At 35.2% G+C, this 15,096-nt stretch carries 13 protein-coding genes, 2 pseudogenes and 1 riboswitch; of the genes and pseudogenes, 1 reads left to right on the top strand and 14 read right to left on the bottom strand.

What is annotated here, in order from left to right; translation table 11 throughout:
* Positions 1 to 172 precede the first annotated feature (172 nt).
* From ACN6NE_RS29195 to ACN6NE_RS29185, 3 genes and pseudogenes are all read right to left on the bottom strand, one after another.
* Complete coding sequence (locus tag ACN6NE_RS29195; RefSeq protein WP_474328893.1) at positions 173 to 1,591, bottom strand: amino acid permease; 1,419 nt, start codon at positions 1,589 to 1,591, stop codon at positions 173 to 175.
* Positions 1,592 to 2,172: 581 nt separating this feature from the next.
* Positions 2,173 to 2,278, bottom strand: a riboswitch (SAM riboswitch).
* A 1,038-nt stretch (positions 2,279 to 3,316) separates the two neighbouring features.
* Complete coding sequence (locus ACN6NE_RS29190) at positions 3,317 to 4,705, bottom strand: aminotransferase-like domain-containing protein (RefSeq protein WP_474328891.1); 1,389 nt, start codon at positions 4,703 to 4,705, stop codon at positions 3,317 to 3,319.
* A gap of 191 nt (positions 4,706 to 4,896) precedes the next feature.
* Positions 4,897 to 5,474: pseudogene (locus ACN6NE_RS29185) on the bottom strand (YdeI/OmpD-associated family protein).
* Positions 5,475 to 5,928: 454 nt separating this feature from the next.
* On the opposite strand from ACN6NE_RS29185, the gene ACN6NE_RS29180 reads away from it, so the two are divergent.
* A complete protein-coding gene (locus tag ACN6NE_RS29180; RefSeq protein WP_474328889.1) occupies positions 5,929 to 6,498 on the top strand; it encodes an RBBP9/YdeN family alpha/beta hydrolase in 570 nt (189 codons plus the stop codon).
* Between the two features lie 381 nt (positions 6,499 to 6,879).
* Here the strand turns inward: ACN6NE_RS29180 and ACN6NE_RS29175 are convergent, their stop codons facing one another.
* The 11 genes and pseudogenes from ACN6NE_RS29175 to mobP2 form a co-directional block, all read right to left on the bottom strand.
* A complete protein-coding gene (locus tag ACN6NE_RS29175; RefSeq protein ID WP_474328887.1) occupies positions 6,880 to 7,506 on the bottom strand; it encodes a hypothetical protein in 627 nt (208 codons plus the stop codon).
* A gap of 22 nt (positions 7,507 to 7,528) precedes the next feature.
* Positions 7,529 to 7,843, bottom strand: coding sequence for a hypothetical protein (locus ACN6NE_RS29170; RefSeq protein ID WP_474328885.1), 315 nt, complete (start codon positions 7,841 to 7,843; stop codon positions 7,529 to 7,531).
* Between the two features lie 55 nt (positions 7,844 to 7,898).
* Positions 7,899 to 8,117: a hypothetical protein gene (locus ACN6NE_RS29165; RefSeq protein WP_071277214.1), complete on the bottom strand. Its 219-nt coding sequence runs from the start codon at positions 8,115 to 8,117 to the stop codon at positions 7,899 to 7,901.
* Positions 8,118 to 8,229: 112 nt separating this feature from the next.
* A complete protein-coding gene (locus ACN6NE_RS29160; RefSeq protein WP_474328882.1) occupies positions 8,230 to 8,790 on the bottom strand; it encodes a L,D-transpeptidase in 561 nt (186 codons plus the stop codon).
* Between the two features lie 430 nt (positions 8,791 to 9,220).
* A complete protein-coding gene (locus ACN6NE_RS29155) occupies positions 9,221 to 9,886 on the bottom strand; it encodes a restriction endonuclease (protein WP_474328880.1) in 666 nt (221 codons plus the stop codon).
* Positions 9,879 to 10,868 (bottom strand): toprim domain-containing protein, encoded by a 990-nt coding sequence (locus ACN6NE_RS29150; protein WP_474328878.1) that lies wholly within the window; start codon positions 10,866 to 10,868, stop codon positions 9,879 to 9,881. Before ACN6NE_RS29150 ends, ACN6NE_RS29155 begins: the two co-directional genes overlap by 8 nt.
* A gap of 80 nt (positions 10,869 to 10,948) precedes the next feature.
* Positions 10,949 to 11,983 (bottom strand): guided entry of tail-anchored proteins factor 1, encoded by a 1,035-nt coding sequence (locus ACN6NE_RS29145; protein WP_474328876.1) that lies wholly within the window; start codon positions 11,981 to 11,983, stop codon positions 10,949 to 10,951.
* A gap of 408 nt (positions 11,984 to 12,391) precedes the next feature.
* A pseudogene (locus ACN6NE_RS29140) lies at positions 12,392 to 13,393 on the bottom strand (ArdC-like ssDNA-binding domain-containing protein); the annotation flags it as partial.
* A complete protein-coding gene (locus tag ACN6NE_RS29135; RefSeq protein WP_474328874.1) occupies positions 13,386 to 13,661 on the bottom strand; it encodes a hypothetical protein in 276 nt (91 codons plus the stop codon). The pseudogene ACN6NE_RS29140 and the gene ACN6NE_RS29135, both read right to left, overlap by 8 nt.
* Positions 13,662 to 13,711: 50 nt before the next feature.
* The gene (locus ACN6NE_RS29130) at positions 13,712 to 14,146 is read right to left on the bottom strand and encodes a hypothetical protein (protein WP_474329142.1); all 435 of its coding nucleotides are present in this window, start codon (positions 14,144 to 14,146) and stop codon (positions 13,712 to 13,714) included.
* On the bottom strand, positions 14,146 to 15,096 hold a 951-nt coding region (mobP2, locus tag ACN6NE_RS29125), incomplete at its 5' end, for a MobP2 family relaxase (protein WP_474328872.1). The genes ACN6NE_RS29130 and mobP2, both read right to left, overlap by 1 nt.

Genomic DNA, 15,096 nt, shown 5'->3' with positions numbered 1-15,096 from the left:
TAAACCAATAAATATAAAGAGCATGCTTTGAAAAAGATAGATCAAAACATGCTCTTATTGTGTTTAATTAGGGTATTTTCCTGACAATATACCAAATAGCTTCGATGATGTTCCGTTATGAGCTGTCAATTATTCTTGTTAAATCCAATGAAGTGACCTTCTAAAGTAATAATTATGCACTATAATTTTCTTTATTTAATATATCCTCTTTTTTATCCTTTTTTGTATAGAATTTATATGCTACAAAAACTATTGCGACCCATACAGCCGACACTATCAAAGAAATTCTCATATCCGGCAGGAAGCCCATACATACTATTACCGTAGCCATAAAGAACAGACTGAAATAATTACTATACGGATAAAAAGGCATCTTGTAAATAAGTTTGTCCACTTCATTATTTTTAATTTTAATCTTCCTGAATTTTAAATGACTTATTAGAATCGCAGACCAGTTACAAATTAAACCAAAAACAGTAACTGAAGCAAATAATGAAAAAACTTTTTCAGGAATAAAGTAATTCATTAAAACACCAAAAAGCATTGATGCAAAAACTAGCATTACTCCCGCAAACGGTATATTTTTACGGTTAACCTTACTAAGGATGGCTGGAGCATTCTTCTGTAAAGATAAGTTGTAGAATGTACGGGAATTAGCAAATACACTAGAGTTTACTGCAGATAATACTGCCGAAATAACTACAATATTCATAATTGATGCCGCAGCTGGAATGTTCATTTTAGTAAACACCTCAACGAAAGGGCTCCCTTCTGAACCAACAGTATTCCATGGAAAAAGTGTTACCAAAATAAATATGGCTCCAACATAGAAAATCATAATTCTCCAGAATACAGAGTTAACAGCTTTAGGAACAGTAGTCTTTACATTTTTTGCTTCTCCGGCTGCAAATCCAAGGTTTTCAACTCCACCAAATGCAAAAGCCACCATAACAATCGATAATACAAACCCACTCATTCCCGTTGGGAAAAAGCCTCCTTGATTCACAATATTACCTAACCCGATAGGGTTACCATGATTTCCGACTCCGAAAAGTATCATTAAAGCTCCAAATATTATCATAAGAACAATTGCTGTGACCTTAATCAAAGAAAACCAGAATTCAGCTTCTCCATAGATTGATACGCCAATAATATTAACGGTGAACAAGATTAATACCACTGCTAAAGAGCTAACCCATATGGGTATACCAGGATACCAAAACTGTACATATCTTCCAAATGCATTAAAATCAGCTGCACTTGTAGCAATTAAAAAGATAAATGCGTTCCAGCCAGATAGAAACCCCGCAAAGCGATGAATGTAACGATTTGCATAAGAAACATATGTTCCTGATACAGGTTCTTCAACAGCCATTTCTCCTAAAGCCCTCATAATAAAGTAAATGGCTATCCCAACTATTAAATACATTAGCAGAATTGCAGGTCCTCCTGCGCTAATGGCCCAGGAAGAACCATAGAAAAGCCCAGTACCAATTGACCCTCCTATAGCTATCATTTGAATGTGACGATTTGACAGACCTCTTTTCAAGTCTTCTTTCTCGTAAGACTGTACGTGTATTCTTTCACTCATTTCATTTTCCCCCTGATTACTTTGTGCATTTCATTTTTTTCTTGTGCCAAACAGATAATGTTAACACCTCAACGAACCTTGCCAGCAAAAAAACTATGTTCCCTTTCACAAGTTTCTTGAGATGTTGGAAGATTAATAATACAAGTACCATAAAAGTAATTTTTTAATACTTATACTCCGGATTCCTTATGTATTAAGGGGTTCAGCCTTAGCGTACAAACTCCACGAAATGATGGCGCTATCTCAATTGTATACTACATAATCTCTAGAGATTGATTTCTTGCTAAATGAATCTGGCGATCTAATGAAATACGCTATTGTTTTACAAAGCTTTCTCTTGTAAATAGATCTTAGGAGATCAATCTCGCAATTGGTGGTAAACTATAGGAATTTGCTCATTAATATGTTTGCATTCTTTCAAAAGGTTATTAAGTGCGAAGGATGGTGTTTTCTTTTTAATTTTATTATGGGAATTTTTTGTTTTTTTAATAATCTCTTGTTGCATCATATATCACCAATGCTTCGGGCATAAATATATAAGTCTAAATAATCATCCACCCATAGTTCGTAAAAGCTTCCCTTGCTTATTTTACAGTGCTAAGCTCTTCTGGAATTAACACCGTATAGAATAAAACTGTAGTTGCTGATATTTCATTGGATCAATCCCTCCACCTCTCTTGATAAGAGATTTAAGGAGTTTAATATTTCTTATTATATTAATCGGAATAATAAGTAAAGTCAATCGCATATACGACACTAGCATTATGGGAAAAGCTGTTTTCTTGTAGCACAACCCCCTAAGAACCGGAATGGAACCTTTCAATTTATCCTGCTCAAGCCTCTTATTGCCATTTCATTCAATGACGTACCTTCTTCACATATCATTAAGGTGAGTAAATCGTAAGCTGATGCTCCTATTGGAGGTATACATAACGGTTTATTTTTTCGTCAGAGGATAGTCACAACTTTATGTTCCTGCGAGAGACCAACAAGAAGCGGGCTCCCTTTCGGACCCGTCATGGGATTGTCCGTAGGTACCACAGTACCCGTACAGTTATACAGTTTCCTGCTTTCCTGTTCTCTTTCAAGATGATGGCATTTGTCTTATCTCGTATCCGTTACCTCCTAACACATCATTTGACCATACGATTTCCCTACTGTTCTCACAGAAGACATAGGGCTTACCAAGTTTCGCATCCTATAGACACAGAGAGGTTAGGTGGGTTCTTTACTCCGAACAGGATGTGGGACGCAGAAAAGTAGCCTTATGAATCTGCTTTTTCTCTTGCCAAAATCCAAGTGAACCTTTGCATGATTTCGGGCTAACGTTTACCAACCTTCAATTTTGTTCACCATACTCCTCTTCCCTAGCAGTTTTCCGAACCTTGTACTGACTCTCTGTTTCCGTATTTCTTCATGCAATTCACATTCTGACAAGCTTCACATGTTTATAAGGAAAAGTCATCAAATCATTGGCGCCGAATATATAGCCTTGGAAATCATCTGTACTCATTGCATTTGTATTTTTTCTGTCAATAAATTCGTCAAAATTGTATACTATCTTATCCTATCTTCTGTATTAAGTCTAATTAACCGATTAGATATTTTTATATTCAAATAAAATAAGTATTTTTCAGAAAAAACTTATTATCCACAATTTTACACATTGAGTCATCATAAAACGTAAAAAAGCCATACAACATTATAATTGCATGGCTAAAAATATTAGGAGAAATCGTTTAGCAAACGTCTAAGGATAATCAATCCTTGTTCAAGCTCTTCAAGTGTTTCTGGTGCACAAACAGCAATTCTTACAGCTCTCTCTGGACAACTATTTCCCACTACAAAACGTTCTGCTGCATATACTTGTACACCCTGCTGCGCAGCTAATGTTTCAAATTCAGCACCGGTAATCTTGCCTGGTAGTAACAACCAACGAAAGATTCCTGTGTCAGCACCTAAACATGTATAGTCTGCAAAATATTGATTTACAACCTGATTTCTGCGAATTGCTTGCTCCCGATGCCTCTCGATTAAGATTTCAAACTGATTCGATACAATAGTGCGTGCAGTCAATTCTGCTAATAATGGAGAAACTGATATATTTAAATTATAAAGTGCCTTTGATATTGGCTCCTTGTATCGACTCGGCGCTGCTACATAGGCTAACCGTAACCCTGGGGCTATTGATTTCGATAAACTTGCAATATGGATAACCTGTTCTGGTGCATATGAGGCCACTGCTGGAAGTGGTTGTTCTTTGTGGAGATGATATGTCGCATCTTCAATAATGAACTGATTATACTTTTTGGCAAGCACTGCAATCATTTTTCGATTCTCCATAGACAAACAGGAAGCTGTCGGATTATGATAATCTGGAATCAAGTAAATGCCTTTAATATTGTCATTTTTACAAGCATATTCAAAGGCAGTTGGACTCATTTCATTATTCTCTGATTTTATTGGTACTAATTGTATACTAAGCATTGTTGCAACCGTTTTTAAACCTGGGTATGTATGGTGATCAACACCAATGCGATCTCCAGGCTGGCAAAGACTAGCCAAGGTTGCAGCTATTGCATTTTGTCCTCCATTAGCAAATAGAATATGGTCAACGGTTGTTTGAAATCCGCCTCTTTGGATTAGCTTTACAGCAGCATCTTTTTGCCAAAGGCTTTCGCCTGGACGCCCATAACCAAACCATTTTTCATAATCTGTCTCTTGTAGCATATTCTTTAGTTGCAGTAGTAGTGGCTCATATGAAGTATTATCAGGTAGTGTTGCACCCATTTCAATTAAATGACTTGGCTTTATATCTTCAAGTAAATACGCATTCGACAACGCGTCATATGATACAAATGTGCCACTCCCAATAGTTGCACTTAACAAGCCCTTTAACTCACACACTTTAAATGCTTTTGAAATCGTACTCAAATTTAAATCCAAATAATCAGCTAGTTCTCTCTGCGGGGGGAGTTTTGTTCCAGGTAATAAAACTCCGTTTAAAATATCTCGTTCCAATTGCTCTGCGAGTACCTTATAAATTGGCTTTTTAGTTTTATCAATAGAAGGTTTCCAGCTCATTTGATAGTTTTCAAAAGAATTAATCGGCATAATACGCACCCTTTTTCACACAATTATATAATTGTACCAGTCTTAAGACAATTATAATCTTCTTTGATATAGATAAGTTATGCTATAATAGTAGTAGGAATGATACGTGAACGATCTAATGTATTCAACGTAGCAAAGAGCCACTTGTTTTATACAAGTGGCTTCTTATATTGGCTATGTTTTAAATAACATTAATCATTTAACCCTTTTCCATTGAGAATGTTCTGCATGCATTTTTCAATCCTTGATTCTCGAGTCTTAAATTGTTTATCTGTAGAAAAATAAAGAATTTATGCTCTTTGCCGTCTAGAGTCAATGATTCAAAAGCCGTTTTCAAAACAGGGATTTCATCAAATTTATGTTGAAGTTCTTCAGGAATAATCAATCCTTCAGGCTTTTTAACTTTCACTTTCAAACCGGCTTTTTCCACTTCAATGGCTTCATGAATATAAGCTTTCAAGATGGCTTCCATTTCAACTATTTCTTGCACATTGGTGAACCGAATCTGACGCACCCCTTGTATATTCTCCGTTTGTTGGACTAGAGCCCCATGAGAATCCTTTAACAAAGTACCTTTAGGAAACAGAAGCGCACAATATTCTTTAAACCCATGTACTAAAACGATGTTTTTTTTCCCAAACGTATAACAAGGATTCATCCACTTAAATTCTTCGGTCAACTCACAGTCAAGAACAATGTTTCTCAACGTCTCATATTCTTCCTTCCAGTTTTTAGCTTTACTTAAAAATTCATCAACCTTAGGATTCATTCTACTATTTTCTACAAAATAAGTAAGCAGTAACGCTATTTTAACTAAAGTACGTTAATCATTACATATATTGTCGAAGTGATTTAGTTAATATGAAATTTTACATAACCATGGTTATGTTAACTGGACGTGTATAGAATATACAATGCACTTTTTCTTCTCATCACATGATAAAGTGGGAAAAAAAAGAAAAATATCAACCGCGTTTCCATTGACATTCCTTATTATTCCGATTAATATAGTGAGGAATATTGAGTGACCTAAATCTATTATTAAGAAAAGTGGAGAGACTGGATTAACGAAACAGTATACCTTTACTTTTGATACGAATAAAAACCATTGAGACTTATTAATTAATGCTAATGGGATTTATGATGCGATATATCAAATAAAAAACAGGTAGAGTTTGAGAACAAGCATGATATAAAGGTTAAATTTAAAGGAGTTAGTAGCAATGGGAAAACAAGTATATATTATCCATGGGTACGGATCTTCACCAGACAAAAATTGGTTCCCATGGTTAAAAGAAAAATTAATAGCAGATGATAATCAAGTTTCGATTCTTCACATGCCAAATTCATCTGACCCTAAGAAGGAAGAATGGTTGGAAACATTAGCTAATAAAATAAAGAATTTAGATAATAACACTTATTTTGTAACACATAGCTTAGGATGTATCACAATATTGAACTATCTAGAACGATTAGACCCGTTACCAAACTTTGGAGGCTTTATTCTTGTTGCGGGCTTTTCTGAACCATTATCATCCTTACCCTCATCACTAAATCCTTTTACACTTAACAAGGTGGATTTTAAAAAAATAATTTCTGCAACGAATTCACGTGCTGTTATTGCTGCAAAAGATGACTATATTGTTCCTTTTCAATTAAGTCAAAATTTATCAAAAGAATTGGATACATCATTTTATCCTGTTGAAAAGGGTGGTCATTTTCGAGGAGATGATGGATTCATTACTTTCCCAGTGGTTTATGATATTTTAAATAACATGATGAAAACTGTATAAATAATGAGGATGTCACCTTGTCGTGACACCTTAAAGTTAAAAAATGTTCCTAAACAATCTGGCCCGATTATTGAAGAAAGTAGCCTGTTCTAGTAAACAACTTTTTTTGTCATGAAACAGTACCAACTTCCTCTAACGTTGTTTATGTTAACTAAAATTGAATATGATATATCGTCTATAAAGATAAATTACTTTTCATACGTACATAAAGGTTTATTTCATTGAATAAATAGACGTTCTGTCATTTGATTCTACACAGTCTAAAAAGGTGTACCTTTTTGAATCATCTATAATAAAAAGCCTTTGTAAATTACAAAGGCTTTTTATTTCCGAGAACCTGAACTATGTTAACTAGTAGTGAATGCGATATACAATTTGAAATTACTCTTCATATTCAGATTTAATTCCTTTAACACCTGTTGGAAAGGAGCTAATAATTGAATCAAATGTAGAAAATAGGGTGTCATTGGAAATGGAAATAACAGAGCTTCCATCATGACAAATCCAAAACATTGTAGAGTCTTTTTGAAGTGTAACAACGGGCATATGAACTTTTCTTCTCCCAAATAAGGTTTTCATATCTCGTTTGTCAAAGCTAAATAAGTCTTCAGAAAGAGACCAACCAGCAAAATCATTGATACTTCCTTGTCTATATAAGTAAGACATAACAATTTCAAATTGCTTATTGTCTTGTACTTTAGATTTAATAAAGCGTTCCCTTTTTATTTTAAGTTTTACATACTCAATATTAGCAGATGAAAATGTATGATCTATTTCTTCTTCATCGACTTTTCCATATGAAAAAATTGTGTATATGGGAAATTTGTTTAACTGTGCCATCCAATTGTTAAAAAAGACTTCTATATCTAACTCTTGATCTAACTCTTGGCTTTCGTAGTACTCTATGATATAAGATCCTTCTCCATCTATTCCAAATGGAAAAAAATCACCGTCTGCTGGAACTTTACTTATATAACTTTTCCGAAGAAACCCTATTTCTACATTCATTAGATACTCCCCTTTAAAATAATTACTCAGTTTCCTCATCTTCTTGCTTTTCCATCATTTTTCGATGACTACTTATAAAAGAAGGGATTTTTCTAAAGTAATGTTTTTTCACTTCATGAAATGGTATCCATGTGTCCTTTGCTACAATCAGATCATAAACTTCGTCTAAAACTCGATCTCGTTTCCGGGGGTTTAATTTGACATGAGGGTAGTTGATTGCACTAATATAACGTTGTCTTAATTCGTTCGTTATCCATTCTTTCTGCTTTTGCTTTAATGCTGAAAACTTTTTATTCGTTTGAATTAAGCGTCCATTTTGGTAAACATGATTTTTCATATCCTTTCCTCCTTTTCTCCGTAGTCTCATATAAAATCATTGAATATTCATTTACCTAGTAGGCTTTTTTCTTAAATTGTTCTTTCACATAGATACAATCTCGTTTATGTTCACGGGAAAAGAAATGATCGTGTTTATAATGTACTGTGACTTCACATGAAGGACAGACAAAAAAACCCATTCTTATTTTATCTTGATTGACCTCATGCGCATAAAACTCTCCTGTAGCTCTAAACATTACCACATGTTTAGCCTTTTCGATTTTTGCTCGCATAACCATATCCTCCTTCACCATATTTTTCATCTATTTCTATGATAAGGGCTATATGGAAAGAAGACAAAGAAAAAACAGCATTCCGTGATAAACACGAAATGCTGCCTAATTATTAGTTATTTTTTAACTTGTATCCTTTGAACTGATACCCATATACTTTTGTTAAATCAACAAAGCTCTTATAGGAATACGTAATCGCAACAGGTGTGCCGACTTGAACTTTATCATAAAGCTTTTCGATGTCTGCATTATGCATTCTCACACAACCTTGGCTCACATACTTTCCAATGCTGCTTTCATTGTTATTGCCGTGAATGCCGTATGTATCGCCATACGTACCATTAGCATTTAATCCTAACCAACGGTTTCCTAATGGGTTGCGAGGATCGCCCCCAGGAATATGTCCTGTATAGTAAGGGCGATTTTTAATTTTGTTTACCACTTTAAAAAATCCAACAGGTGTTTTATCCCACGTTTTTCCCGTTGCTACTGGATCAACAATTTCAATATAGCCATTATGAAAATAAGCAAGCTTGTTGTAGTATTTGTTAATAATAATCAAATCTTGATTCGCAGCTTTACTTGCTGCTTCTGTTTTCCCTTGATTTCCCCCACATAATGCGACCATTAGTAATGTAAGAACGGTCATTGATTTAATAAAAATGTTCTTCATAGAAACTCTCCTCTTTTTTATATTTTTATAGGAAACGAAAAAAGCACCTTCCAATTAGATGAATTAGAAAGGTGCTTTTTCGTCACAATCATTTATAAATAAAAACCTAGTTAATCGACGGTTTTAACATGCAGAGAAACGCTCTCTGAGGAAATTAACTTTTATTTTGCGTATAAGTACTCATTCGATGCAGATTTCAGCATCTTAAAAATATACATAAAAAAGAACCCCACTCAATCAGTTAGAAGGAAGATTGAAGTAGGGTAAGTGTGATTGAATCTCTTTGAAGAGAGAACAATACCATTACACTGTTATTATGTGATGACTCTAATGAGTTATACATAAAAAATACCCTTTCACTAATCAGTTAAGACTAGTGTATGAACTCATAACATCGGCTCCTTTTTAGAGCAAGAAAAAACAGACCTTACTATAATGAAGGTCTGCTCTTACTTACTTCCTTATTAATTTTCTCTGTATGACGACAAGAAGGGAAAGAGGAACAGCCAAAAAAACGAGTACCATTCCCATCTCGTACGACTAGATCCTGCCCACATTTCGAACACTTACGAGGTTCTGGTGTGATATTTTCAAAGATTTCTCGTGCCTTAAAAACGGGATTGACTTCATTAATAAACTTTTGAAGATCCGCACGATCCACTAAGGTCACATCACATGCAGCTGCAAGCTCTTTTGCTTGTTTCGTGAAATAGCTATTGGTCACGACCCAAGCTTGATTAGCCTTATAATATGCTTTTGCTGCGTATACTTCTTGTACTGCTGAAAGGCTGACCCTATTTTTAGCGCTATATCGCTTGGCTTGAATCACAACCTTTTCTTTACCTTTCATCACTAGATCAGCCCCAAAATCACCTGATTTTGGCGTTATCTGTGGTTTGTATCCTAGTTGTTGAAAAAGGGCTCGCAAATATACCTCAAATTGATACCCATCCATCTTATCAATATAAGGCATACCTGATTGGGCTAACTCTTTCATATACTTCCGTTCACGAAGAACACGGTAAGCAAATGTAGAAAGTTTAAATAAAATCATAATAAGAAAAAGATAAAATACACTTTGAAACACTTTATCCATTCATTGAAAGCTCCTGTTCTGTTTGTTTATTCCGGAGACGTGATGCCACAGGTTGAATGGTTTTTCCATTCTTCTTTAATTGCTCGTTCCAATCTTTTGCTCCCTTTGGAATATTTGCTTTTACTAAATCAGCATTAACGATTTGGTTCATTTTGTCAATAAATTCTTTTCCTCCTTGGTCATTATCGACAGCTAACACCATTTCTTGAATGCTTAATCCTTCTCTACGAGCTTCGATATAAGATTGAGCAACGGTTTTAGGCTTTAAACCATTCATACTAATAAGGCGTGTATTCTGCAATTGGTTTTCTTGTATACTCCAATAAGAAAGTAAATCAATTGGACTTTCAAAGAAATGAATCTTGTTTGGGCGACCAACGTCAATTGAAAATCCGGTATGGGGGTTATCGTTAGGTAAGACTTGTTTAAAAGAACCTCGCTTATTCTTTATCGAAGCTGTTCCTTGACGATCCGCCCCAATCACTTTTCCTTTTCCTCCATGTTCACGCCATTTAAACACCACATTGTTCCGTTTATCCTGGGCGATTAAATCTTTTTGAAGGAGCCAGTCAACTAGTCGAGGATCTATTTTACGCTCTTTTATGAGATAATCTTTTACTTTGCTTTGATCCTTCACTTCTAACTCTTTTGGATAGCGAAAAGGCTCGTTTGATTTGGAAATAGGCTGCTGTTCGTGAGAATGAGAAAGCTCTTTATAATCTCCTTTATTAATATCTAATACAGCTTGTGGGAACGACATCCCATAATACATTTGAGCGAAACTGATTGCCCCGTATCCTGTTTCATTCCGGCTATTCCAAGCGTACATATTTCCTTTGATGAGTAAGCTATCATGTTCCGTATGACGATAATACTTTCCTTCTTTTACAAAGGTTTCGCCTTTGGCTTCCAGATACGACAACAAATCAACATCTCGCGCTTTCATAACCTCCTCCTCCTTGACGTGTTTTCGTTCTCCCATCTAAATCCCTCCCTCACTTCACCATATGAAAAAAGGGAGCTTTTCAGCCCCCCTCATTCTTTTCCAATCTTTCGCCATTTTTAGCGTTCTATTTCTTGCGTTTCTTTTCGTTTTTTTGAAGAATTTGCTCCACTATTCCGTGCGAAAAACTTGGTAAACCCATTTTGCGATTTCTCTTCTTTTTTCTGCTTGTCATGATCTTTTTTCTCCATATCTAACGCTTTTTCAAGCTTTGTTAATTTCTCACGTTGAGAATCAGTCAAATTCAGCTCTTTTAATTCCTGCAGCACCTCTTTTTTCAATTTGTACACCTTATCAAAGGAATGCTTTTGTTCAAACTCCTTCATTTTGACCAAACGCTGCTCTTTTTCTTGAGGTGTTTCTTGCTTGATTTGCTTTTCAACAGGAGCTTTTTCTGCTTCAGCTTCCTTTTTCGCTTCTTTAGAAGAATCTTTTTCATCCGATATGCCTAATTGAGTTAACAAGCTTTGTTTAAATAGCTGCTTATACTGTGTTTCTTCACTAGGCTGCTGCATAACTTCTAGTACTTCTTGTTTGTAATCTTCTTGATATTGATCCTTCTCTTGTGCTTGTTTTCGTGCTTGAAACTGATGAGAAAGTTCATTCTCCATGCCTTTTAACTGGTCATGAGTAAACGTATTTTCCTTTAAAGCACTGGATTTCAACATGACATAATCGTTTTCTGCATTCACACGGGCTAACATACTATCAATATCTTGAGGTTTCTCTTTGTCATGCACCTGTAAAAACGTAATATAGCTTGTTTTGAGCTGTGTTTCTCGATCTTTCTCTAAAACAGGATTCACATCATGACCCTTCAAAAAATCAAGTGTTGCTTCACTTTTATAGGCTTGTTTTTGTCCTTTTTCATCCGTAGAAACAAGTAAAACCTGCGGTTTTTCCTCTCCTAAAGCTGACTGTGTTAAGTAAACAGCACCAGAAGGAATGTCTTGCAGCTGTTCACCACTGATATTTGCCCAACCTGCCTCGATCTTTTCATTTTGTGGGTGTTTCATAAACTTCTTTAACTCTCGTTTATCAGAAATAAGCGTTTTAAATTGGTCATTTGAAAGAGACGTAATTTTTTTCATCATATATTCCTCCATTTAAGTAGTATTTGGGCAATAAAAAAGGGAGCTTTCTACGCTCCCTTACCTTTCGAGTTCCTGTTCTTCTTTTTGCTTTTTGACGGTGCCTGTACGTTTTTGGAATTGCATGTGATTACCCACTTCAACACGTTCTTGAAAAGTAAGAGATTGTTCCTGAACTTGACCATTGATGACTCCCTTCTCGTTTTTAGTCATGGTTGAATCAATCTGATGCTCAAGTTTCACGACTTCTTCCTTTGTCATCCATCCATTTTTGATCGCTTGTGTTTTGGTTGAATAGTATTTTTCTTCAGCCGTGACACGATCTAAAATGCTATCTACATTTTGTGCCGATTCCTGTTGCTGTTTTTGTTTATAATCTTCATATCCTTCTTTCATTTTCTCTTGTACATTTTCAGAAGAAAGAGGATCTGCTTGCTTCTGTTTTTCATCGCTCTTTTCTGGTGACTGATTTTTTTCTCGTTCTTTTACCAACGTTTCTTCTATTGTTTCAATAAAGCCAACTGATGTTTCATGTACTTCTTTTAAAAGTTTTGTTTTATCCTCAAAGGTCTTTCCTTTTGTCCAATTTGAGAGGTAATCCAACGAATAAGAACTGGTGTCGATCCCAAAATAAGATGAAACTGTGTAAGCTGTCATTTCTGCCTGAAATTCTTTTTCCGCAGCTGTATAGTTTAGATATGTGTCCTTTGTATGAAGTTTGGCATGTGTGAGTTCATGCAAAAGCGTTTTTACATTTTGCTTTTCTGAATTACGAGGATTTAGCGCAACTTCTTTTGTTAAAGTGTAACTAACCCCTTTTGCAGCTCCAAGCTCCTCTTTTGGTTGAATAATAGAAATGCCATTCTTTTCGGCAATGGCTTCCATTCCTTTATAAAGTACTTTGTAGTCCTCCACGTTGCCTTCTAACCAACGATTCGGGAAAATCCTAGGTAAATCACTCGCTTTTGCATTCGTTTGCGAAATTTCAAAAACATGGCCGACTGAAAAGTACAGTCGGCCTTGAGTGACTTCTTTTTTTCCCTCTTGAATTAGCTTCTTTTCTTGAGGAGTAGCTTTATTAATGGACTTTAATTTCCCATTTTCATCTTTAAATTTAGGAACCGTTTTATTTGGCACAAGAATCTTAATGCCTTTCTCCCCTTTATTAACAGAGAACCCTTTATCTTTCCAAAACTTAAATGATCCAACAGCTTGAGCACCAAAAAACTGTTCCTGAATAAGAGCTGTGTTTGACATGGAGTATTGATAAAACTTACCCATAAAAGATAAATAGTCTTTTAGTTCTTCGGCAGAATGAAAATGCTGCTCCACTTTTTTCTCCATACCTTTCGTTAACTCTTCAACCTCTTTACGCTTATCCTCAACGGATTTTTTCGCATACGTTTTACTCATTTTCATCCTCCTCTTCTTGATAGGAGATCCCCTTAAGCTCTTCTAATTCTTGTTCATACCAAGGTTCTTCTAAATCCACAAAAAGCTTCTGTGTTTTAGTATTCATGGGCACCAACATATTCTCTTGATGCACCACATATTGATGAAACTCCTTCGCTTCTTCTGGACTTAAATTCACCTCTACTTCCTTGTCTTGATATTGCACAATGGCATGATCCTCTCCTACAGCTTTAATCGAAGCTAACACTAAATCTTTGTTAAAAAACATGAATGATTCCTCCTTTAATTTTTAAAATCTATATTTATATAAAACCATCATTAAGATGGTTGTTTCCCTTTGGACTCTTCCCAATCAATTCGTTTTTGACGTTGATTTGCAATACGCTTTTCAACAGCTTCCTTTGCAACTTTTGTGCTATCTAACTCTTGTAAATCGGTTGTCATTAATCCATCAAAACCGTGATGAAAGAAAAGACCGTTCATATATTCAATTAAAATTTGTGAGTTTTTATCGGCACTGTTTGCTCCAAGACGTATCCTAGTTAATTCCTCTTTTAGTGCTTGATGTAAGTTGTTGCTAACCACTTCCGAAATATATTGTAATGACCATTCCTTGTCCTTGGTTTCTTGGTACTTTTGGCAAATATCCATAATTGCTTCCCCAGGAAAACGAAAGTGATGTTCTTCCATATAAGCTTGAATATATTCATCTGTTTTCGTATCTAATGAAATGGTACGTCGATTTTTCTCCATCATTCATAACCCCTTTCAGCTTCCCGATTATGTTCAATATCTTTTTGCAATTGCTCATAATGTTTTTGATTTTTCCAACTGTCATATTCTGATTTAAACGCTCGCTCCATCTTTTTTAATGCAAAATGCATGGAGACATGTTGATTAAAACTTTCAGGACGTTTTGATTGTTTCCCGCTTTCTACCATTCTTTTAATCTGTTGCTGCTGCTTATCATAATCTTTCATTTCTTTTAAAAAGGCATTGCCCATTCGTTTATAAAGATCATCAATTTTCGTTTGCTTATAGTCCTTGTAACGCTTCTCATCTCCTTTTCCTTCTCCATACGATTTCTTTAATTCGTCTACTTCTTTATCTAATTTTTTAAGTAATTGTTGATACTCATTGCGATGATACTTTTCAATATATTTTTGACTCAGCACATCAATAAATGGCTTCATTGGTTTTAATGTTCGATAGCTATATTGCCATTGCCTTTTATCTTCTGGAAGATGACTATAGATTTGGAGAAATAATGGTTGAATGTCACGATTCTTCCACCTTAATGAAGAATCCTGCTTCTTTTTCCCGACCATATCATTTCGAATTAACTCATTTATCTTCTGGTGCTGCTCACCTCGATTTAAAATTTGATTCACGACTGTTGACTTCATTACATCCAATGTTTTAGGCTTTCTTTTGCCTCGCTCACGAGTAGGTTGTGGTTCTACTGTTGCAATATGAATATGAATGTTCCCAGTGTTATAGTGTATAGCAGCTGACCAAATAGCCGATTCATTTAACTTTTCCCTTTTAAGCATTTCCTTCATGGACTCACGGGTAATGTCCATTAATTTTTTCTCATCTACTGTATGAGTATGAGCGTCATATAAACCATTTTCTTGGAGCCAAGGATTATGAAATGTAATGACATCTTGCCACATAATACTGTTGTTTTTTTGCGCTTTTTC

The sequence above is a fragment of the Priestia sp. 53B2 genome, assembly GCF_056099005.1.
The sequence above is the reverse complement of the archived record's forward strand: the minus strand, read 5'-3'. Positions and strand labels throughout refer to the sequence as shown.

What these genes read in the sequence shown, in the direction of transcription:
- ACN6NE_RS29195 (WP_474328893.1), bottom strand. Translation starts at nt 1,591, where the DNA reads ATGAGTGAAAGAATACACGTACAGTCTTACGAGAAAGAAGACTTGAAA.
- ACN6NE_RS29190 (WP_474328891.1), bottom strand. Translation starts at nt 4,705, where the DNA reads ATGCCGATTAATTCTTTTGAAAACTATCAAATGAGCTGGAAACCTTCT.
- ACN6NE_RS29180 (WP_474328889.1), top strand. Translation starts at nt 5,929, where the DNA reads ATGGGAAAACAAGTATATATTATCCATGGGTACGGATCTTCACCAGAC.
- ACN6NE_RS29175 (WP_474328887.1), bottom strand. Translation starts at nt 7,506, where the DNA reads ATGAATGTAGAAATAGGGTTTCTTCGGAAAAGTTATATAAGTAAAGTT.
- ACN6NE_RS29170 (WP_474328885.1), bottom strand. Translation starts at nt 7,843, where the DNA reads ATGAAAAATCATGTTTACCAAAATGGACGCTTAATTCAAACGAATAAA.
- ACN6NE_RS29165 (WP_071277214.1), bottom strand. Translation starts at nt 8,117, where the DNA reads ATGCGAGCAAAAATCGAAAAGGCTAAACATGTGGTAATGTTTAGAGCT.
- ACN6NE_RS29160 (WP_474328882.1), bottom strand. Translation starts at nt 8,790, where the DNA reads ATGAAGAACATTTTTATTAAATCAATGACCGTTCTTACATTACTAATG.
- ACN6NE_RS29155 (WP_474328880.1), bottom strand. Translation starts at nt 9,886, where the DNA reads ATGGATAAAGTGTTTCAAAGTGTATTTTATCTTTTTCTTATTATGATT.
- ACN6NE_RS29150 (WP_474328878.1), bottom strand. Translation starts at nt 10,868, where the DNA reads ATGGGAGAACGAAAACACGTCAAGGAGGAGGAGGTTATGAAAGCGCGA.
- ACN6NE_RS29145 (WP_474328876.1), bottom strand. Translation starts at nt 11,983, where the DNA reads ATGATGAAAAAAATTACGTCTCTTTCAAATGACCAATTTAAAACGCTT.
- ACN6NE_RS29135 (WP_474328874.1), bottom strand. Translation starts at nt 13,661, where the DNA reads ATGTTTTTTAACAAAGATTTAGTGTTAGCTTCGATTAAAGCTGTAGGA.
- ACN6NE_RS29130 (WP_474329142.1), bottom strand. Translation starts at nt 14,146, where the DNA reads ATGGAGAAAAATCGACGTACCATTTCATTAGATACGAAAACAGATGAA.